The organism is Rhizobium sp. ARZ01, assembly GCF_014851675.1.
Lineage (GTDB): Bacteria > Pseudomonadota > Alphaproteobacteria > Rhizobiales > Rhizobiaceae > Mycoplana.
Window position 1 is genome coordinate 2,672,760 of sequence record NZ_JACVAE010000001.1, and the last position, 20,082, is coordinate 2,692,841.

At 61.9% G+C, this 20,082-nt stretch carries 17 protein-coding genes; 12 read left to right on the top strand and 5 right to left on the bottom strand.

The annotated features are described in order from the left end of the window. Nucleotides 1-198 precede the first annotated feature (198 nt). Nucleotides 199-1,737 carry a sigma-54 dependent transcriptional regulator gene (locus tag IB238_RS12755; protein ID WP_192246736.1) on the bottom strand — a complete coding sequence of 513 codons (1,539 nt, stop codon included), beginning with the start codon at nt 1,735-1,737 and terminating at the stop codon, nt 199-201. A 153-nt stretch (nt 1,738-1,890) separates the two neighbouring features. Between IB238_RS12755 and IB238_RS12760 the strand changes: the two genes are divergently transcribed. The 6 genes from IB238_RS12760 to IB238_RS12785 all read left to right on the top strand — a co-directional run bounded on the left by IB238_RS12760 (nt 1,891) and on the right by IB238_RS12785 (nt 8,580). Next, on the top strand, nt 1,891-3,744 hold the full coding sequence (locus tag IB238_RS12760) for a M3 family oligoendopeptidase (RefSeq protein ID WP_192246738.1): 1,854 nt from the start codon (nt 1,891-1,893) through the stop codon (nt 3,742-3,744). 23 nt (nt 3,745-3,767) lie between these two features. Then, a complete protein-coding gene (locus tag IB238_RS12765) occupies nt 3,768-4,925 on the top strand; it encodes an aminodeoxychorismate synthase component I (RefSeq protein WP_192246740.1) in 1,158 nt (385 codons plus the stop codon). Then, the gene (locus IB238_RS12770; protein WP_192246742.1) at nt 4,910-5,560 is read left to right on the top strand and encodes an aminotransferase class IV family protein; all 651 of its coding nucleotides are present in this window, start codon (nt 4,910-4,912) and stop codon (nt 5,558-5,560) included. The genes IB238_RS12765 and IB238_RS12770 overlap by 16 nt, the downstream gene beginning before the upstream one ends. Then, the gene (locus IB238_RS12775) at nt 5,557-6,453 is read left to right on the top strand and encodes a DUF3445 domain-containing protein (protein ID WP_192246744.1); all 897 of its coding nucleotides are present in this window, start codon (nt 5,557-5,559) and stop codon (nt 6,451-6,453) included. The genes IB238_RS12770 and IB238_RS12775 overlap by 4 nt, the downstream gene beginning before the upstream one ends. Before the next feature lie 135 nt (nt 6,454-6,588). Continuing rightward, nucleotides 6,589-8,040 (top strand): homospermidine synthase, encoded by a 1,452-nt coding sequence (locus IB238_RS12780; RefSeq protein WP_192246746.1) that lies wholly within the window; start codon nt 6,589-6,591, stop codon nt 8,038-8,040. Nucleotides 8,041-8,214: 174 nt separating this feature from the next. After that, a complete protein-coding gene (locus IB238_RS12785) occupies nt 8,215-8,580 on the top strand; it encodes a hypothetical protein (RefSeq protein WP_192246748.1) in 366 nt (121 codons plus the stop codon). 42 nt (nt 8,581-8,622) lie between these two features. Here IB238_RS12785 and IB238_RS12790 read toward each other — a convergent pair whose 3' ends face one another. Continuing rightward, nucleotides 8,623-9,168: a GNAT family protein gene (locus IB238_RS12790; protein ID WP_192246750.1), complete on the bottom strand. Its 546-nt coding sequence runs from the start codon at nt 9,166-9,168 to the stop codon at nt 8,623-8,625. A 52-nt stretch (nt 9,169-9,220) separates the two neighbouring features. Further along, nucleotides 9,221-9,973, bottom strand: coding sequence for a pseudouridine synthase (locus tag IB238_RS12795; protein WP_348648231.1), 753 nt, complete (start codon nt 9,971-9,973; stop codon nt 9,221-9,223). A 289-nt stretch (nt 9,974-10,262) separates the two neighbouring features. Between IB238_RS12795 and IB238_RS12800 the strand changes: the two genes are divergently transcribed. The 4 genes from IB238_RS12800 (at nt 10,263) to IB238_RS12815 (ending at nt 14,921) form a co-directional block, all read left to right on the top strand. Beyond that, nucleotides 10,263-12,104: a 5'-nucleotidase C-terminal domain-containing protein gene (locus IB238_RS12800; protein WP_192246752.1), complete on the top strand. Its 1,842-nt coding sequence runs from the start codon at nt 10,263-10,265 to the stop codon at nt 12,102-12,104. 129 nt (nt 12,105-12,233) lie between these two features. Continuing rightward, on the top strand, nt 12,234-13,265 hold the full coding sequence (hemH, locus tag IB238_RS12805) for a ferrochelatase (protein WP_192246754.1): 1,032 nt from the start codon (nt 12,234-12,236) through the stop codon (nt 13,263-13,265). A gap of 186 nt (nt 13,266-13,451) precedes the next feature. Continuing rightward, nucleotides 13,452-14,459 carry an SPFH domain-containing protein gene (locus tag IB238_RS12810; protein WP_192247767.1) on the top strand — a complete coding sequence of 336 codons (1,008 nt, stop codon included), beginning with the start codon at nt 13,452-13,454 and terminating at the stop codon, nt 14,457-14,459. Between the two features lie 3 nt (nt 14,460-14,462). Beyond that, nucleotides 14,463-14,921: an NfeD family protein gene (locus IB238_RS12815; RefSeq protein WP_192246756.1), complete on the top strand. Its 459-nt coding sequence runs from the start codon at nt 14,463-14,465 to the stop codon at nt 14,919-14,921. Between the two features lie 72 nt (nt 14,922-14,993). Here the strand turns inward: IB238_RS12815 and IB238_RS12820 are convergent, their stop codons facing one another. Further along, complete coding sequence (locus IB238_RS12820; RefSeq protein ID WP_192246758.1) at nt 14,994-15,989, bottom strand: KpsF/GutQ family sugar-phosphate isomerase; 996 nt, start codon at nt 15,987-15,989, stop codon at nt 14,994-14,996. 140 nt (nt 15,990-16,129) lie between these two features. On the opposite strand from IB238_RS12820, the gene IB238_RS12825 reads away from it, so the two are divergent. Next, nucleotides 16,130-17,626 (top strand): outer membrane beta-barrel protein, encoded by a 1,497-nt coding sequence (locus tag IB238_RS12825; protein WP_192246760.1) that lies wholly within the window; start codon nt 16,130-16,132, stop codon nt 17,624-17,626. An 89-nt stretch (nt 17,627-17,715) separates the two neighbouring features. Here IB238_RS12825 and galU read toward each other — a convergent pair whose 3' ends face one another. Next, nucleotides 17,716-18,603 carry a UTP--glucose-1-phosphate uridylyltransferase GalU gene (gene galU / locus IB238_RS12830; RefSeq protein ID WP_192246762.1) on the bottom strand — a complete coding sequence of 296 codons (888 nt, stop codon included), beginning with the start codon at nt 18,601-18,603 and terminating at the stop codon, nt 17,716-17,718. 199 nt (nt 18,604-18,802) lie between these two features. Here galU and IB238_RS12835 point away from each other — a divergent pair, with 199 nt between their 5' ends. Further along, entirely contained in the window at nt 18,803-20,026 is a 1,224-nt protein-coding gene (locus tag IB238_RS12835; protein ID WP_192246764.1) for a lytic murein transglycosylase, read from the top strand. Nucleotides 20,027-20,082 lie beyond the last annotated feature (56 nt).

Consider the following 20,082-nt stretch of genomic DNA (forward strand, 5'->3'; position numbering starts at 1 on the left):
TCCAATAATGTCTGCCAACTCTATCCCCGTCTTACAGACAATAGGTGTGTCCCTGAATTCTCAGATGACCACCAATTGCGGTAACAGCATGGCAAATTCGCCACAGTCTCCAATACGCCCCAAACATAGTGAACGATCCACTAATAAGGGGTGAACGGCAACGGGAAAAACACGAGAAGCCTGAGAAATCAACCGAAATCAGGCGGCTTCCTTCAATGGGTTTTCAGGATCGATACCATAATCTTTCAGCTTTCGATAAAGCGTCGACCGACCAATGCCTAGTTTCCGAGCAACCTGACTCATCTGGCCATGGTAAAACTTCAAGGCAAAACGGATGAGTTCTTCCTCGACATCGGCCAACCGGCGCACCTGCCCGCCGCGATCCACGCTCGCAATCGTGTTTTCGCTTGCGGCCGGCGGCAGTGATTCGGCCGTCTCGCGTGGGCGAAAGTCGGGATAGACAGAAGGCAGCTCGCTTTCCACGGCCTTGACGGACATCGGCGCAGTTGCGGCCTCCCAGGACACGGTGCCAGCTTCAGTCAGCGTGTAGCCCGGCACCTGCGTCGCGATCTGCGGGAAATCGGACGCCTGCAGTTCAGGCCCCTGTGCCAGGACAACCGCGCGGAAAATCGCGTTCTCCAACTGCCGTATGTTGCCCGGCCAATCGAAGGCGGTCAGCAATGCCATGGCGGCCGAAGATAGCGTCAGCGGCGTGGCAAGCTTCTGTTCGCCGGCGAAGCGTTCGACGAAGGAGCGGACGAGGACTGGAATGTCCTCCTTACGCTTGCGAAGTGCGGGAATGGTTATAGGGAAGACGTTCAGGCGATAGTAGAGGTCCTCGCGGAACCGCCCTTCCTTCACCTCCGTGATCAGGTCCTTGTTGGTGGCCGAGATCAGCCGGACATTGACCTTCTGTGGAGTGCGGGCGCCCACCGTTTCGATCTCGCCCTGCTGGACGGCACGCAACAGCTTGACCTGGACTTCGAGCGGCAGGTCGCCGATCTCGTCGAGGAAGATCGTTCCGCCATCGGCCTCGGCAAATTTGCCGATATGCCGCTCCGTCGCGCCGGTGAAGGCGCCCTTCTCATGGCCGAACAGGATGCTTTCGACGAGATTGTGCGGGATCGCTCCGCAGTTGACGGTGACGAAGGGCTTGTGCGCGCGGTCGCTTGCCGCCTGGATGGCGCGCGCCACCATTTCCTTGCCGACACCGGACTCACCTTCGATGACGACGGGAATGTTGGACTGCGCGGCCCGGCGGGCGAGGTCGATGACGCGCAGCATTTCCTGGCTTGCCGATACGATGTCCTCGAACTGGACGGCTTCGCTGCGATTGCGACGGCTCGGCCGGCCGCGATGATCCCGCTGCTCCAGCTTCAGCGCGTTGTCGATCGCGACACCGAGGCGCTCAGGCGAGACCGGCTTGACGACGAAATCGAACGCACCGGCACGCATGGCGATTACGACGGTCTCCAGCCCGCCCTGCCCCGTCTGCACGATCACCGGAATCGTGCTCTCGCGTTCAGCGAGCGCGTCGAGAAAGGCCGATCCGTTCATTTCCGGCATCATCAGGTCGAGCAGGATCACACTGATCAGGCCGCCCTTGCGGTCGAGCACTTCCAGGCCGACGCGGCCGTTCTCGGCCATGTGCGCCACATGGCCGTTGCGCTCGATCATGTTCTTTAGAAGCCTGCGCTGGACAGGATCATCATCGACAACAAGAATGTGGGCCGTCATTGGAACCTCCTCGCCGCGCGTCATGCGCAGTGTTGGCACAACTATACAGTTGGACCTTCGCACGAAGGGTTGAACATGCCGTTTTGAGAAAGGCTTGCATTTTAACCAATGGCGACGCAAGCAAGTGCGCTGCAATCACAGACGAGGCTTCCGATGTCCGCTTTGAACGTTTCGCCCGCAATCCACCACGCAACGGCCACGGCCGGCGCGATCACCGGTGACCTCGGCGACCTGCCGAACTGGAACCTGGCCGATCTCTATGCCTCGCCGACGGCACAGGAGTTCCTCGCCGACCTGGAACGGGGCATGACCGACGCGATCGCTTTCGAGGCTCGGTGGAAGGGTAAGCTCGAACAGGCCGCAGGCAAGACCGGAGCGGAAGGCATCGGCGCGGCGGTGAAGGAATTCGAGGGGCTGGAAGACCTTCTGGGCCGTGTCGCTTCCTACGCCGGCCTGACCTACTTCTCCAACACGACCGACCCGGCAAACGGCAAGCTCTACGGCGACGTGCAGGCGAAGATCACCGACATCTCCGCCCATCTCCTGTTTTTCTCCTTGGAAATGAACAGGATAGAAGACGCACGCCTCGCCGAAAGCCTGGAACGTGACACACTCGCCGCACATTACCGCCCCTGGATCGAGGACCTGCGCAAGGACAAGCCGCACCAACTTGACGATCGCACCGAACAACTCTTCCTGGAAAAATCCATGACAGGCGCGGCCGCCTGGAACCGCCTGTTCGATGAGACAATGGCGTCGCTACGCTACACGATCGACGGCGAGGAAATGCCGCTGGAAGTCGCGCTCAACCTGCTGCAGGACGTGGATGGCGAGACCCGCAAGAAAGCCGCGATGGCGCTGGCCAAGACCTTCAAGGAAAACATCCGCACTTTCGCGCTGATCACCAACACGCTCGCCAAGGACAAGGAGATCTCCGACCGCTGGCGGAGTTTCGAGGATATCGCCGACAGCCGGCACCTAGCCAATCGCGTCGAGCGCGAGGTGGTCGACGCACTGGCCGCGGCAGTGCGCGATGCCTATCCGCGCCTTTCGCACCGCTACTACTCCATGAAGGCGAAATGGCTCGGAATGGAACAGATGGAATTTTGGGACCGCAACGCGCCGCTGCCGGAGACGCCGAACGCGCTGATCCCCTGGAGCGACGCGAAGGACACCGTGCTTTCGGCCTACCGTGCCTTCGCGCCGGAAATGGCGGCGATCGCCGGCCGCTTCTTCGATGAAAACTGGATCGACGCACCGGTGCGTCCCGGTAAGGCACCCGGCGCATTCGCCCACCCGACCGTTCCCTCCGCGCACCCCTACGTGCTGGTCAACTACATGGGCAAGCCGCGCGACGTGATGACGCTGGCCCACGAACTCGGCCACGGCGTCCACCAGGTGCTGGCCGGCAGCCAGGGTGCGCTGATGGCCTCCACGCCGCTGACACTGGCAGAGACGGCATCGGTCTTCGGCGAAATGCTGACCTTCCGCAGCCTTCTCGACCAGACGAAGGACAAACGCGAGCGCAAGGCGATGCTGGCCCAGAAGGTCGAGGACATGATCAACACGGTCGTGCGCCAGATCGCCTTCTACGAGTTCGAGCGCAAGGTACACACCGCCCGCAAGGAGGGCGAACTGACTGCCGACCAGATCGGTGAGCTGTGGCTGTCGGTGCAGTCCGCAAGCCTCGGCCCGGCGATCCGCATCTCGGAGGGATACGAGACCTATTGGGCCTATATTCCCCACTTCATCCATTCGCCCTTCTACGTCTACGCCTATGCCTTTGGCGATTGCCTGGTGAACTCGCTCTATGCCGTCTATCAGCAGGCCGAAAGCGGCTTCCAGGAGAAGTATTTCGAGATGCTCAAGGCCGGCGGAACCAAGCACCATTCCGACCTCTTGCAGCCGTTCGGCCTCAATGCCGCCGATCCGTCGTTCTGGAGCAAGGGCCTGTCGATGATCGAAGGGCTCATCGATGAGTTGGAAGCGCTTGATAAGGCGCCCTGATTCACCTGCCGAGAACCGATGAGATGACCGATCGCGAACGCTTTGTGCTCCTTCGGGACGACCGCAAGGACCGGACGACGGTCTTCGCCAGGCCCTCCCTCATGGTCACCGTGCGGCAGCGATCGGAATTCGAGCCGGCGTTCCGCGCGCTGCAGGCGGCGCACGACCAAGGCAAGTGGATCGCCGGCTTCATCAGCTACGAGGCCGGCCATCTTTTCGAACCGAAGCTTGCACCCTATACGATCGACGGTCGCGAAACGCCGCTGATGAGCTTCGGCATCTTCGACGCGCCTGCCGACAACCATCCACTGGCGTTGCCGAAGCAACGCGTCGAGAACGAGCCCTTCGTCACCGAGCCGAGGGCCGAGTGGGATCTCGAAGCCTATCGCCGGCGCTTCGACCGGCTGCATCGCCACCTGCGCGAAGGCGACTGCTACCAGGCGAACCTGACGATGCCGATCCGTGCTCGTTGGAACGGCGATTCTGTCGCCGCCTTCTGGTCGCTGATCGAGCGCCAACCGGTCAAGTACGGTGCCCTCGTCTCGCTCGACGGGCCGATCCTGTTGTCGCGCTCGCCGGAGCTGTTCTTCCGCGTCGACAAGGACGGCTGGATCGAGACACATCCGATGAAGGGGACCGCACCACGGGGGGCCAACGCAGCCGAGGACGCGGAGATCGTCGCTGCGATGCTGGCCGATCCCAAGTCGCAGGCGGAAAACCGGATGATCGTCGATCTCTTGCGCAACGACATCTCGCGGGTCACGGAGGTCGGCACGCTGGAAGTACCGAAGCTCTTTGCCATCGAGACCTACCCGACCGTGCACCAGATGGTCAGCCACGTGCGGGCAAAGCTCGTGCCGGACATCTCGATCCGCGACATCTTTGCCGCCCTCTTCCCCTGCGGCTCGATCACCGGCGCGCCGAAAATGCGGGCGATGGAGATCCTGCACGACCTCGAAGCCGGCCCGCGCGACGCCTATTGCGGCGCAATCGGCATGATCGCACCCGACGGGACGATGCAATTCAACGTAGCGATCCGCACGCTGTCGCTGTTCGACGGCGGCGAGGCCATCTTCAATGTTGGCGGCGGCATCGTTTTCGACTCAACGGCCGAGGCGGAGTACGAGGAGTGCCTGCTGAAGGCCCGTTTCGCCGTGGGGGACCAATGGATATCTCGCTGATCGAGACGCTGCGCTGGGAACCAGGAGACGGGTTTGTCCGGCTGGACCGGCATCTGGCACGCTTACAGCGGTCGGCCGAAGCATTGAGCATGGTCGGCGCAGGTGGGGCTGAACGGGCTTTGACGAAAGCGGTCACGGCGCCTCCCCTTCCCACTCCCTCGCCGGAAGTGGAAGCCTCGCCATTGCGCGTCCGCCTCGAACTCTTCGCCGACGGCCGAATCGAGGTGACGACAGCGCCGTTCAAACCGCTTGCCGCCGACGCCCGCTGGACCGTGAAGGTTGCGACGACACGCCTTTCGTCCACCGATCCCCTGCTGCGCCACAAGACGTCGCGCCGCGCCGCCTACGAAGCCGCGCGCGCCGAGTTCCCGGCAGTCGATGCCGACGAAGTTGTCCTCCTCAACGAACGCGGGGAAGCCTGTGAAGGCACGATCACCTCGATCTTCCTCGACGACGGCACCGGCATCATGAAGACACCGCCGCTGGCCTGCGGTCTGCTGGCGGGCGTGCTACGCGAGGAACTGCTCGAAACCGGCCGCGCCACGGAGCAACCTCTGCAGGTCGAGGACTTGCGACGCCATCCCTTTTACGTCGGCAATTCGCTGCGCGGCCTGATCCCTGCGAGACTTGCATGAACCTTCCGCTCTATACCCCCTATGACGGTTCCGCCCGGCTCTTCACCATCGGTCTTGGCGCACTCGACCCGGATCGCTGGATCGAACCCGACGGCGAGATCGAGCGCTATCTGACGGAAAAGGACCGCGTCCTCGGACTTCATCGCCCCAACGTCTTCGTCGCGGAGAGCGATACGCAGGCGGCGCAGGCCGAGGTGCTAGCGCTAGTCTCCGACTTCGTCCTGCGACGGCACCCTGAGCATTATCAGCAGGATGGCGGTACAGTCTCGGTTTCAGGACGCCGGATTCGACTTGACGATGCCAACCAACCCCCGCTTCTGACGGCCGGTTCGCTTGTTCAGGACGATCTCGTCATTATGCGCCGCCGCGACAGCGGCTGGCACCTCGTTGCGGGCTATGTCGCCTTCCCCTCCTCCTGGTCGCTGCCGGAGAAATTCGGCCGGCGCATGGAGGATATTCACGCGCCCGTGCCCGGTTTCGGTGATGGGACCCGAAATGCAGGCCTGATCAACCGCATGTTCGACAACCTGCAGGCCGATAGGCCCGTATTCCGCTTCAACTGGTCGATCAATCCGGATGCGGACTTGTACTACCCGGCCTCCAAGGCCCACGGCGCCCTGCCCGCCGGTCATGATCTGTCGCTGGAAAGAACCTTTGCCCGCGACGAGCGTCAGACGCTGCGGCGATTGCCCGTCTCCGGCGACATCCTGTTCACCATCCGCATCTACAACGATCCGCTTGCTGTGGTTCGCAGCCTGCCCAATGCGTCCGAGGTCGCCGCGACCTTCGCCGATCAACTGGAGGAGCTGACCGATCCTCAGGCCGAATATAAAGGGCTCGTCGACAAGCGCGCTGAACTCGCACACCAGCTCCGGATGATCGGCACCGGTTGACAAGTAAACGCGACGCTTCGTGCCCACTTTATTGTGACCGAATTCTGTGCTCTAGGCATTTTCATGCTGAAGACAGGGCCGCTGGCCCTCCTTTTCGCGAATCACGCGCGCACTCCCGAAGGAGATCGAAGGAAAATGGCAGACACCACATACCCGATTCATGGCGAAATTACAGGTCCGATCGTCATGATCGGTTTCGGCTCTATCGGCCGCGGCACGCTGCCGCTGATCGAACGGCACTTCAAGTATGACAAGAACCGACTGATCGTCATCGAGCCGCGCAAGGACGCAGCCGACGACGAGATCTACGCCCGCCATGGTGTTCGCCATATCACCGAGTTCGTGACGAAGGACAACTACAAGGAACTGCTGAAGCCGCTGATCAAGGAAGGCGGCGGACAGGCTTTCGTCGTCAACCTCTCGGTCGATACCGGTTCGGTCGACCTGATGAGGTTCTGCCGCAAGCACGACACGCTCTACATCGACACCGTCATTGAGCCCTGGCTCGGCTTCTACTTCGACAAGAACATGAAGAATGCGGACCGCACCAACTACGCGCTTCGCGAGACACTGCGCAAGGAAAAGGCGAAGAACCCGGGCGGCACGACGGCCGTCTCCACCTGCGGCGCCAATCCGGGCATGGTCTCCTGGTTCGTCAAGGAAGCGCTGGTCAACCTCGCAGGCGATCTCGGTATCAAGCATGACGTGCCTGCGCAGGACGACCGCGAAGGCTGGGCCAAGCTGATGAAGAAGGTCGGCGTCAAGGGCATCCATATCGCTGAACGCGACACCCAGCGTACCAAGCGGCCGAAGCCGCTGGACACTTTCTGGAACACCTGGTCGGTGGAAGGCTTCATCTCCGAAGGCCTCCAGCCGGCCGAACTCGGCTGGGGCACCCACGAGAACTGGATGCCGAAGAACGCCAGAAAGCAAAAGAAGGGCTGCAAGGCTGCGATCTACCTGGAGCAGCCCGGCGCCAACACGCGCGTGCGCACCTGGTGCCCGACACCGGGCCCGCAATACGGTTTCCTCGTCACCCATAACGAGTCGATTTCGATCGCCGACTTCTTCACCGTTCGCGGCAAGGACGGCGAAGTCGTCTACCGTCCGACCTGCCACTACGCCTACCACCCCTCCAACGATGCCGTGCTCTCGCTGCACGAAATGTTCGGCAACGGCGGCAATGCGCAGCCGGTGCACCACGTCCTCGACGAGGATGAACTTGTTGACGGTCTCGATGAACTCGGCGTGCTGCTCTACGGCCACGACAAGAATGCCTACTGGTACGGCTCGCGCCTGTCGCTGGAGGAAACCCGCCGCATCGCCCCCTACCAGAACGCGACGGGTATGCAGGTGACTTCCGCAGTTCTCGCCGGCATGGCCTGGGCGCTTGAGAATCCGAGGGCCGGCATCGTCGAAACCGACGAGATGGACTACCAGCGTTGCCTGGAAGTCCAGCGCCCCTATCTCGGCCCGATCGAAGGTCACTACACCGACTGGACCCCGCTCGACGGCCGCCCGGGCCTCTTCCCCGAGGATCTCGACACGAAGGATCCTTGGCAGTTCCGCAACATCCTGTTTCGCTGATTCTCAGTGTAACAAGCCACTATCTGGAACGCCCGCGGCAAGCCGCGGGCGTCTCGTTTTGGGACGGATAACGTTTCGCCAGCGGGGCCTTTCTCTTGCATTCACCGGCCGATCACGGCATGGTCTGGCAATATTTTCAACGCCGTATCATTGGGCAAGGCTACGGAGACCTCTATGAAACCCTTGATCTTTGCTACCCTTCTGGCAGCGGCTGCGACGCTCGCCGCCTGCCAGTCGTCGCGCGCGCCGGCCTCAGCACCGGTGGCTCAAGCGCCGCAGGGCGTGGAAGGATCATGGATTGACACAAACGGTCTGGTTTCAACCTTCAACGCCGGCCAGTTTGCAACGAAGACGACGGACACCAACACGACGATGGCAACCGGCACTTACGTTACCCAGCCCGGCGGCCTGATCGAGATCAGCCTCTACTCCAACATTTCCAAGACGGCCTCGAAGGCGAACTGCTCGCTCGTTACGCCGCGCCAGCTGAACTGCACCTCAGGTTCGGGTGCCCAGTTCACGCTCAGCCGGCAGGGTTGAGCCTCCACCAATGAAGCGAAGCATCGTGGTTTCGCTTGATGCTCAACGGCTCGGGGCGCCCGCGTTCAATGCGCGAGCGTCAGATTCTTCGCGCAGCAGGGCAAAGATCGCCGTATCCCACCGCTCTGCGCCGACCTTGACCGACGATCGCCGCACACCCTCCTCAACGAAGCCGAGCCGCCTGTAAGTCGCGATCGCGGCAGCGTTGAACGTGTAGACATACAGTTCCAGCCGCTCCATCGCGGCCTGCTCGAACACGCGGCCGACGACCTGGCGCAGAAACGGCAGGGCCAAGCCCTTGCCGCGAAAGGCGGGGCTCACCGCCACCCGGGCAAGCCGTCCAATGCCATGACGCCAATCGAGTACGACTTGCGCATGGGCTGCCACCGCCTCCCCCGCAACACCCGTAAACATCCATCGCCCGGGCGTGTCGCCCTCGGTCTCCTGCTGCATCGCGGCGAATTGTGCCGGATCGAGTGGATAACGGACATCAGGCCCGCCCCATTGGACCGCCGATGCCTCGTCCGGGAACCAGGTGCAGATCACATCGAAATCGCCAGGTGCGTAGGGGCGGATCAGAACGGTCATTGTTCCTCGCAGGAATAAATGTGTGGCGTTGCCTATTCTGGTTGATGTGTCTTTATTTCATCCCGGTCTGTGACTGCAACGCAAGGACTTCCGCGGCCGTAAGATGCCGCGCGTTGCCTTTGGGAAGGTCACCGAGGAGCAGATCGCCGATCGCCACCCGGATCAGACGCAGGACTTCCAGACCGAGCACCTCGATAATCCGGCGGATCTGGCGGTTCTTGCCCTCGTCGAGTTCCACCTCCAGCCAGCAGTTCTTGTCACCGGAGCGCAGCACGCGGACAGCGGATGCCTGCAGCATCTCGCCATCGTGGACCACGCCGGACATCATCCGCTGCAAATCCTCATCGCTCGGCGCGCCGCGAACCTGCACGTGGTAGAGCTTGCCAACATGTGTGTCCGGATCCAGCAGGCGCTGGGCGAAGGCCGTATCGTTGGTAAAGAGAAGCAGTCCTTCGCTCGCCTTGTCCAGCCGCCCGACGGGCGAAACAAAGGGCAAGTTCAAATCCTTCAGGCAATCGAAAACTGTCGGGCGCCCTTCCGGATCGGTACGCGTCGTGACCAGGCCGCGGGGCTTGTTCAGCGCCAGATAAACCTTGTCGTTGGCCTCGAGCACCTCGCCATCCAGCTCGATCCGGTCCCGCGCGGGATCGACCCAGGTGTTCGGATCAACCACCTTGCGCCCGTTGACGCGAGCGCGGCCAGCCGCGATGAAAGCCTCGGCCTGCGTGCGCGAGCAGATACCGAGCTTCGAGAAAGCGCGCTGCAAGGTGACATTTCCGGTGTTGCGGGGACTCTTGCCGCGCACTTCAGTCGCTCCAGCTATGACGATCGGCGCTGTCGGCAGCGCCGAAGGACGAGGTGCGACAGCTACCGCCGGACGTCGGACTAGCAGATCGCACCCTGCCCGTCCATCTCGCCCGGGCGGCTGCGTCCGCCGCTCGCCTTAACCGTCTTCAAAGTCCATTTCGCGGCTTGCGGTTTTCCCTCTTGAAGTTGTCTGGATGTAGTGGAAGCATCGCTCGCGCAGAAGACGAGTCCGCCCACCCATGAAGGGTTGAGAAGCGGTCATTCCGCCTGACGAGGAGAACACGTCCATGAATTCAGTCCGCATCGGTCTGCTGACCGCTTCCCTGCTTGCCCTTTCCGGGGGAACCGCTTTCGCAGACTATGAACTCGACATCCTGCACATCAACGACCTGCATTCCCGCATCGAACCGATCAACAAGTTCGATTCCACCTGCTCGGCGGAAGAGGAAGGCAAGAACGAGTGCTTCGGCGGCGTTGCCCGCCTCAAGACCGCGATCGACGCGCAGCGCCAGGCACTTTCCGGCAAGAACGTGCTGCTGCTGAACGCCGGTGACAATTTTCAGGGATCACTCTTCTACACGACCTACAAGGGCACGGCCGAGGCAGAATTCCTGAACCTGATGAAGTTCGACTTAATGACCGTCGGCAACCACGAGTTCGACGACAGCGAGGACGGGCTTGCCGCGTTCCTCGACAAGGTCCAGTTCCCTGTGGTGACAGCGAACGTCGCAGCCGGCGCAAGCTCCAAGCTCGGCGACCGGGTGAAGCCGTTCATCGTGCTCGATGTCGGCGGCCAGAAAATCGGCATTGTCGGCGCGGTTGCGAACGACACAGACGAGATCTCCTCGCCCGGCCCGAACGTGCTGATCGGCAACGACGTGGCAGACATCACGGCGGCGGTCGCCGAAGTGAAGAAGCAGGGCGTCGACAAGATCATCGCGCTGACCCATGTCGGCTACCCGCGCGACCTCGCAGCCATAGCGAAGATCCCGGATGTCGACGTGGTCGTCGGCGGTCACTCGCACAGCCTTCTTTCCAACACCGACGAGAAGGCCGAAGGGCCCTACCCGACGATGGTTGACAATCCGGGCGGCTACAAGGTCCCGGTGGTTCAGGCCGGCGCCTATACGAAGTATCTCGGCAATCTGAAGATCGTGTTCGACGACAAGGGCGTCGTCAAGGAAGCCAAGGGCGATCCGATCCTGCTCGATTCCAGCTTCAAGCCGGACGAAGCGGTCGTCGCCCGCGTCAAGGAGCTTGCGGGGCCGATCGAGGAACTGAAGGCCAAGATCGTCGCCGAGACGGCCGGCCCGATCGATGGTTCGCGCGAGACCTGCCGCGCCGGTGAATGCCAGATGGGCAACCTCGTTGCCGATGCCCTCCTGGATCGCACGAAGAGCCAGGGCGTAACCGCCGCCATCACCAACGGCGGTGGCTTGCGCGCGTCGATCGATGGCGGTCCGGTGTCAATGGGCGAAGTGGTGACGGTGCTGCCGTTCCAGAACACGGTCTCCACCTTCCAACTCAAGGGCGCTGATCTCGTTACAGCGCTTGAAAACGGACTGAGCCAGATCGAGGAGGGCGGCGGCCGCTTCCCGCAGGTCGCTGGGATGAAGTTCTCCTTCGACAAGTCGAAGCCCGCCGGCAGCCGCGTCGTCGCCGTCGAGATGAAGGAAGGCGACGCCTTCGTACCGCTCGATCCGGCCAAGACCTATACGCTCGCGTCCAACAACTACATGCGCGCCGGCGGTGACGGCTACAAGATCTTCGCGACCGGAGCGTCGAACGCCTATGACTACGGGCCGACGCTCGACCAGGTCGTGGCCGATTATCTCGCGGCCAATCGCCCTTACAAGCCTTACATCGACGGCCGCATTACAGCGGTCGCGAGCACCGCAGCGTCGACCGAGGCTCCCACCGGCGTCGGAAGCGCCTCCACAGGCGGCACCCAAACCAGCGCGAGTGGCGGCTCGACCAAGCACGTCATCGTCCGCGGCGATACGCTTTGGGACATCGCCAAGTCGGCCTATGGCGAGGGCCACCTCTGGAAGAAGATTTCCGAGGCCAATGGCAATCCGGAGCCGCGCGCGCTCGTGATCGGCTCGGAGCTTCAGGTCCCGGCCAAGTAAAAGGACAATTTGTCTCCACATATCCGCCGGTTCGGGCTTTCCCGGACCGGCATTTCTTTTTAGAACGCTTGCAGAGTTGATGGTCGACAATTTTGGCCATCCGGATAATGAGCCCGAACAGGACCGAACATGCAAACCGCCGCCGAAAAGCCCGCCGACCACCCGTTCGTAAAGCACGGAAAAGTTGGCGTCCTGCTCGTCAATCTCGGGACCCCCGATGGAACCGACTACCGCTCGATGCGGCGCTACCTGAAGGAGTTCTTGACGGACAAACGCGTGATCGAATGGCCGAAGATTGCCTGGTATCCCATCCTGTTCGGCATCGTGCTCAACACCCGCCCCGGCAAGGTCGGCAAGGCCTATGAGCTGATCTGGAACAAGGAGAAGAACGAGAGTTTTCTGCGTACCTACACGCGCAATCAGGCTGAACTCATGGCGCAGTCCCTCGCCGATCATCCGCAGATCGTTGTGGATTGGGCCATGCGGTACGGTCAGCCCTCCGTCGCCTCGCGCATGGAGCATCTGCAGAAGGAGGGGTGTGAGCGCATCCTCGTCTTCCCGCTCTATCCGCAGTACGCCGCAGCCACGACCGCCACCGTCAACGACAAGGCCTTCGAGGCGCTCCTGAAGATGCGCTGGCAGCCGGCCATTCGCACGGTACCGCCCTATCACGACGATCCGGCCTACATCGAAGCCCTCGCGACCTCGATCACCCGGCATCTCGCCGGCCTCGACTGGGAGCCGGAGGTGGTTCTGACCTCCTTCCACGGCATTCCCAAGAGCTACTTCGACAAGGGCGACCCCTACTACTGCCAGTGCCAGAAGACCGCGCGCCTCCTGCGCGACAGGCTTGGCTGGTCGAAGGAAAAGCTGCAGGTTACATTCCAGTCACGCTTCGGCCCGGAGGAATGGCTGCAGCCCTACACCGACAAGACGGTCGAAAAGCTGGCGCAGGATGGCGTGAAGCGCATCGCCGTGATCAATCCGGGGTTCGTATCGGACTGTCTGGAAACGCTCGAGGAAATTGCCGGTGAGGCGGCGGAGAGTTTCCTCCACAACGGCGGTGAGAAATTCACCCACATCCCCTGCCTCAACGACAGCCCAGAAGGGATGGCGGTGCTGGAGAAGGTCGTTCGCCGCGAGCTTGGCGGCTGGATCTGATCCGTCGGCGGGTCTGGCTGCGTCGCGTGCGGCGAGATGCCAGCACAATCTTTCCGGGCGCCTCAAATTGCGCTGGCCTTGCCCGGCGGATTGCGTAGAGTGACGCCATAAAACATTGAATCTGCGGATGATCTGACTGGAGAATCGCTTCGGCGGGATTTTCCGCGAGTGGAGGGCTGCATGCCGTTGGATGGGTTGGACGTTGCCGTAATCGCACTGGTGATCCTGGTCATCTGGCTGATATTTGCCGGGATCAAGACGGTGCCGCAGGGCTATCGCTACACGGTGGAGCGCTTCGGCCGCTACACCGGAACGCTGGAGCCGGGTCTCAATTTCATTATTCCGTTCTTCGACAAGATCGGCGCAAAAATGAATGTGATGGAACAGGTGCTCGAAGTGCCGACGCAGGAGGTGATCACGCGCGACAATGCCAGCGTCGCCTCCGATGCCGTCGCCTTCTACCAGGTGCTCAACGCCGCCCAGGCAGCCTATCAGGTCGCCCAGCTTGAACACGCGATCATGAACCTGACGATGACCAACATCCGCTCCGTCATGGGCTCGATGGACCTCGACGAGTTGCTATCCAATCGCGACAAGATCAACGAGAGGCTCCTGCACGTCGTCGATGAAGCCGCAAGCCCGTGGGGCGTGAAGATTACGCGCGTGGAGATCAAGGACATCGCCCCGCCCAAGGACCTGGTCGACGCCATGGCGCGGCAGATGAAGGCGGAGCGCGAAAAGCGCGCGCAAGTACTGGAGGCCGAGGGCTCCCGCAACGCCCAGATTCTCCGCGCCGAGGGCGCCAAGCAATCGGCGATCCTGCAGGCAGAGGGGCAGCGCGAGGCTGCCTTCCGCGAGGCCGAGGCGCGCGAACGCCTTGCCGAGGCAGAGGCCAAGGCAACGAAAATGGTGTCCGAGGCGATCGCCGCTGGAAACGTGCAGGCGGTCAACTACTTCGTCGCGCAGAAATATACCGAAGCGTTGGCGAGTGTCGGTACGGCTCCAAATTCAAAGGTCGTGCTGATGCCGATGGAGGCGTCCTCACTGATCGGCTCGCTCGGCGGCATCGGCGCGATCGCCCGGGAAGTATTCGGCGATGGCCCGACGCCGGCGCCGGCCCGAGCGCGCCAGTCGACGCCGGCTGCAGGCGGCACCGCCCGCAACCCGTTCGACACGACACAGCGGGAAAGCTGAGCCATGATCGCCCGCATCGCAGCAGAACTGGGACCCTGGGCCTGGTGGGTGCTCGGCATCGTGCTCCTGATCCTCGAAGTGCTGATGCCTGGCGTATTTCTCGTCTGGATCGGTGTTGCAGCCGTCATCACCGGCGCGCTCTCACTTCTGTTGTGGGAGGCCAGCTGGTGGACCTGGCAGGTGCAGTGGCTTGTCTTTGCCGCACTGTCGGTCGCGGCCGTTCTCGTCGGCCGGCGCCTCGTGCTCTCGAATGCGCAACGAACCGATGAGCCTTTCCTCAATCAGCGCGCCCAGGGCCTCGTCGGGCGCACCGCCACGCTCGAACAGCCGATCTCGGAGGGGCGCGGACGCATTCGCCTCGACGATACGATGTGGAGTGTCCAGGGGCCGGACCTCCCGATCGGGACGCGCGTGCGGGTGGTGGCGAGTTCGGGAAGGGACCTGACCGTCGAGCCGGTATAGGCAAAAAAGTCGCGCCGCGGCCCGTGCCGGGCGGGATCAGGAAGCAACGTCGAAGCGCCGAATACGTCGTGCTCAGGCCACCCCGATACGAAGCAAGTCGTGGAAGTGGACGATGCCTACCGGCTCAGACGTCTCATCCGTGACGATCAGCGCCGAGATATTGTGCTGATTCAATAGACCAAGCGCAGCGGTCGCCAGCGTCGTCGGGCGCACCGTCTTGGGCGTGCGCGTCATGACCTCGTCCACGTTCAGCTCGGCGAGATTGCGCGACAGGTTACGGGCGATGTCGCCGTCGGTAACGATACCGACAAGCTTGCCGTCATCGTTGACAACGCCCACGCAACCGTAGTGCTTCTGCGAAAGCAAAAGCACGGCAGCCGGCATGGATGTGCCGAGCGGTACGAGCGGCATGTTCTCGCCGCTGTGCATGATGTCGCCGACATGGGTGAGGCTGGCTCCCAGCTTGCCGCCCGGATGGAAGGTTTTGAAGTCGGTGGCGGTGAAGCCGCGCGCTTCCAGGAGTGCCACCGCAAGCGCATCGCCGATCGCGAGTTGCATCAGCGTCGAGGTGGTGGGAGCGAGCCCGTGCGGGCAGGCTTCCTGCTCCTTGGGGAGCAAAAGGACAATATCGGATTCGCGCGCCAGCGCGGATCGCTCGCCGGACGTAATCGAAACAAGCGGGATCGAGAAACGGCGGGTGTAGGAGACGATCCCCTGCAATTCCGAACTTTCACCGCTCCAGGACATGGCGAGAACCACGTCGTCCGAGGAGATCATGCCGAGATCGCCATGATTGGCTTCGACAGGATGGACGAAGAAGGCCGGCGTTCCGGTGGACGCAAAGGAAGCTGCAAGCTTGGAACCGATGTGTCCGGACTTGCCAATGCCTGTGACGATCACGCGCCCCTTAATGCCGCCGACCAGACGCACGGCATCGCAAAACGGGTCGTGCAATGGGCCGGAAAGCGCACGCGACAAGGCATCCAGGCCGGCGCGTTCGGTTTCAACGGTGCGAATTGCAGACGCGATTGCGCCGCTGCTTTCAACGAGTGCTAGCTTTCTGTTCATCGCGTCTCGTTAGCGCTTTTATTTTTCCATGTCCATGCACCGTCACAACCGCCCCGGTAAATTAGCTGCCGCGCCGGAAACCAAACGTTAACCACGAGACTTTACGTTCAGTTAGGAATTCGACGAATGCTGCGAAAGTCATGCCACAGCCGCACAGCAAATCCAAACGGGCGCGTCCAGCCCCGCTGCCGCGCCTCGTGGCAGGCTTACTGCTAGCCAGCACGATGTTGGCCGGCTGGCCTGTGCTTGCGCAGGAGGCACAGACGCCCGCTCCGGAGGCGGATTCGGCAGCGGCGGATGAGCTACGAAATCCGTTCGGTAACAACAAGGCCAGCGCTGCACCACAGCCAATTCCGGACGATGCGCCCGCCGCGATCGGCCGGACCATACCAGCCGCGCCTGTCAATTCGCTAGAGACGGACAATTCCGGATTGGCCACGCCGGATCTTGGCCGGCAGAATTTGCCTAATCCCTCGATCGACGGACTTCGGACAGCGGCCGCCCCGTGGACGGATGAACCGCCCGGTGTCCGCCTGGGCACGTTCATTCTGAGGCCCTCGATTGCGCAAGGGGTCGGTTACGAACGCACGAAGACCGGCGACGACGTTCAGACCCGCTCTTTTTCGACGACGACGTTGCGTGGCACCGTGGTCTCTGACTGGTCGCTGCACCAGTTGACGATCAACGGCGCAGGAACATTCGAAAAGAATTTCACCGACAGCAACAACACGGAGCCGGAAGCCCTCATCGACGCCGACCTGAGGCTCGATCTTTCTGCCGACACCACTGTCAATCTGATTGCCGGATACAGTCTCGAGCGGGAGGACGCAGCAGATCCGAACGCAATCATGGATGCCGATCGCCAATCGGCCGTGCAGAACTTCGGAGGCGGCGCCCGCATCCAGCGCGATTTCGGGTTGATCCGCGGTACGCTCGGGGCAACGATCGACCGCACGACCTATGGCGCTGTCGAGCTTTCCGATGGCTCGGAGCTGTCGCAGAGCGACCGCAACAACAACGAAGGTGTCCTGACCGGCCGGATCGGCTACGAGATCTCGCCGGCGCTCATCCCCTTCATCGAGGCGTCCGCCGGTCGTGTTCACTATGACGACGCGCGAGATTCAGCAGGCTTCGCGCGTTCCGGCGACGTTTACGCCGCCCGCACAGGCGTTGAACTCGACCTTGGCGAAAAGCTGCGCGGCGAGTTCGCCATTGGCTATGACCGCGAGACCTATGACGATGAGAGACTGAAGACCATCAATGCCTTCAGCGTCGATGGATCAGTCGACTGGTCTCCGCAACGCGGCACGAACGTCAATCTCGGCCTGCGAACCTCAATCGAACCATCCACCACGCCGGGTGAAAGCGGATACGTCTCCTACCTTGCGAGTGCAGATATCACGCATGAGATGCGCAACAATCTCGTCGCGCGACTGATTAGTTCTTATGAGTGGCGCGATTTCCCGACGTCCTCCGCATCGAACCAGAACGTCTATATCATAGGCACGGGGCTGACTTGGGGCCTGAACCGCTACCTGGCGCTGAGCGGTGATGTCTCGTACGAACTGACGAAACCGGAAACCGGCGCGGATACTGGTGTCACGCGCGCCGGCCTTGGCTTGGTACTGCGCCGCTGACGTCGGACCGAAGACTGCCGCCAATCAGATGCCAGACAGCAAGGCGCAGCCCCAAAGCCAATCTGTGACTTTGGGGGCCGCGGGTCGGATTACCTGAGACTCTTGAGCAATGCCAGCAACGGCTCTTCAACTGCAGGCCGGATGTCGGCGCGCGCAAGGGCGAAGGCGACATTGGCGAGGATGAACCCGTCCTTGGCGCCGCAGTCATATGTCTCGCCGCGGAAGCGGTAGGCGGCGAACGGCTGTTCCTTCAGCAGCTTCACCATCGCATCCGTCAGCTGGATCTCGTTCCCGGCACCGCGCTCCTGCGTTGCGAGGATTGAAAAGATCTCCGGCTGGAGAATATAGCGGCCGTTGATGAAGAAGTTCGACGGAGCGGTACCCGGCGCCGGCTTTTCGACCATTTGCGTGATTCGATGACCATTGCCGACCTCGCCGCCGATGCCGACGATGCCGTATTTGTGCGCCTGGTCCGGCGCGCATTCTTCGACGGCGATCACATTGCCGCCATCGTGCTCGTAGAGTTCGACCATCCCTGCAAGGCAGCCTTTCGGCGCCTTCATGATCATGTCGGGCAGCAGCAGCGCGAACGGCTCGTTGCCGACGAGATCGCGCGCACACCAGACAGCATGACCGAGGCCCAGCGGTTCTTGCTGGCGGGTAAAGCTGGTGGAACCTGCGACCGGCAGAATGCTCTCCAAAAGCGTGAGTTCAGCTGCCTTGTTGCGCTGGCGCAGCGTCTGCTCCAGTTCGACCTGGATATCGAAATAATCCTCGATGACAGCCTTGCTGCGCCCGGTGACGAAGATCAGGTGCTCGATCCCCGCTTCCAGCGCCTCATCGACCACATACTGGATCACCGGCTTGTCGACGACGGTCAGCATTTCCTTCGGCACGGCCTTTGTAGCAGGCAAAAATCGTGTCCCGAGCCCCGCGACCGGGAACACTGCTTTGCGAACCTTGCGTTTTTCAGCCATCATAAACCTCTTGAGTGGCCTCCGTTCATCGGAGGCGCGTTTCCCGCATTAGTTTCAATTTGCTATCAATTTGCAAAGAGAGACGTAGGTGGAATTCCATGGTAAAGAATTTGTTGACTTCATGTCTGTAGGCTGAGCTTTCCACCGGAAGCTTAATGCTCCGCCCGATCGATAGTTCGAAAGACGGAACCAACGACCGATGTACAAGCTTAGCAAGTCAAGGCTACTCCGCCCCGCTCTCGCCATGTTCGTCTCCGCAACTCTCCTCGCTTCGCCGACCGCCGCATGGGCCGACGCAGGCTTCCAGAAATGGATCGCCAATTTCTACGCTACAGCGGCAAAGAGCGGCATAACCAAGGCGACCTACAAGAAAGCGTTCTCCGGGGTCAAGACACCGGACCCGGAGGTGCTGGAGAAGGCGGCCTACCAGCCGGAATTCAAGCACAAGATCTGGGACTACCTCGATTCTCGTGTGAACCCATACACGGTCAGAATCGGCCAGGAAATGGGGAAGAAGCACGCGCGCACGCTTGCTGTGCTGGAAAAACATTACGGCGTCGATCGCAACATCCTGCTCGCCATCTGGTCGATGGAAACGAACTACGGCGCCGTCCTCGCCAAGGACGAAAAGCTGCACTACGTGCCGCGCGCCCTTGCAACCCTTGCCTATGCCGATCAGAAGCGTGCCAAATTTGCGCGCACCCAGCTCATCGCAGCCTTGAAGATCCTCCAGAACGGCGATATCCCGGCGTCGGAGATGACCGGGTCCTGGGCCGGAGCCATGGGGCACACCCAATTTATCCCGTCGAGCTACCTCCTCTATGCGGTCGACGCGGACGGAAACGGCCACCGCGACATCTGGAATTCGGTGCCGGACGCACTGGCAACGGCAGCAAACCTCCTGCACAAGAACGGCTGGCAGCCGGGCAAGACCTGGGGCTATGAAGTCGTCACGCCGAATGGCGGCAGCGCCTATGAAGGCCAGACGAAAACGCTCGCGCAGTGGCAGAAGCTCGGCTTCCTCCGCCCTGGCAGCAAAGGATTCAAGAACGGCGGCGACCGTGCGGAACTGCTGATGCCGGGCGGCGCCAACGGGCCAGCCTTCCTGATGACGCGCAACTTCTTCGTCATCAAGCGCTACAACGCCTCCAATTCCTATGCGATGGGCGTCGGAATGCTTGCCGACCAGATCGCCGGCTATGGCGGCGTGAAACAGCGCTGGCCGCGGCCTGAAGGCACGCTCGACATCGCCGAGAAATTCGAGTTGCAGTCGCGACTAAAGGAACTCGGCTACTATGAGGGCGAGGTAGACGGCAATCTCGGATCCGGTTCCAAGGCAGCCATTCAAGCGGTCCAGAGCCGTCTCGGCCTGACGACAGACGGCCAACCGAGCACATCGCTGCTCAACGCGCTGCGAAAGTAATTCTTGCGGGCATCGCCAGCCGCACATTCGGGCGCCCTGCGGCGCCCGAATCGTAT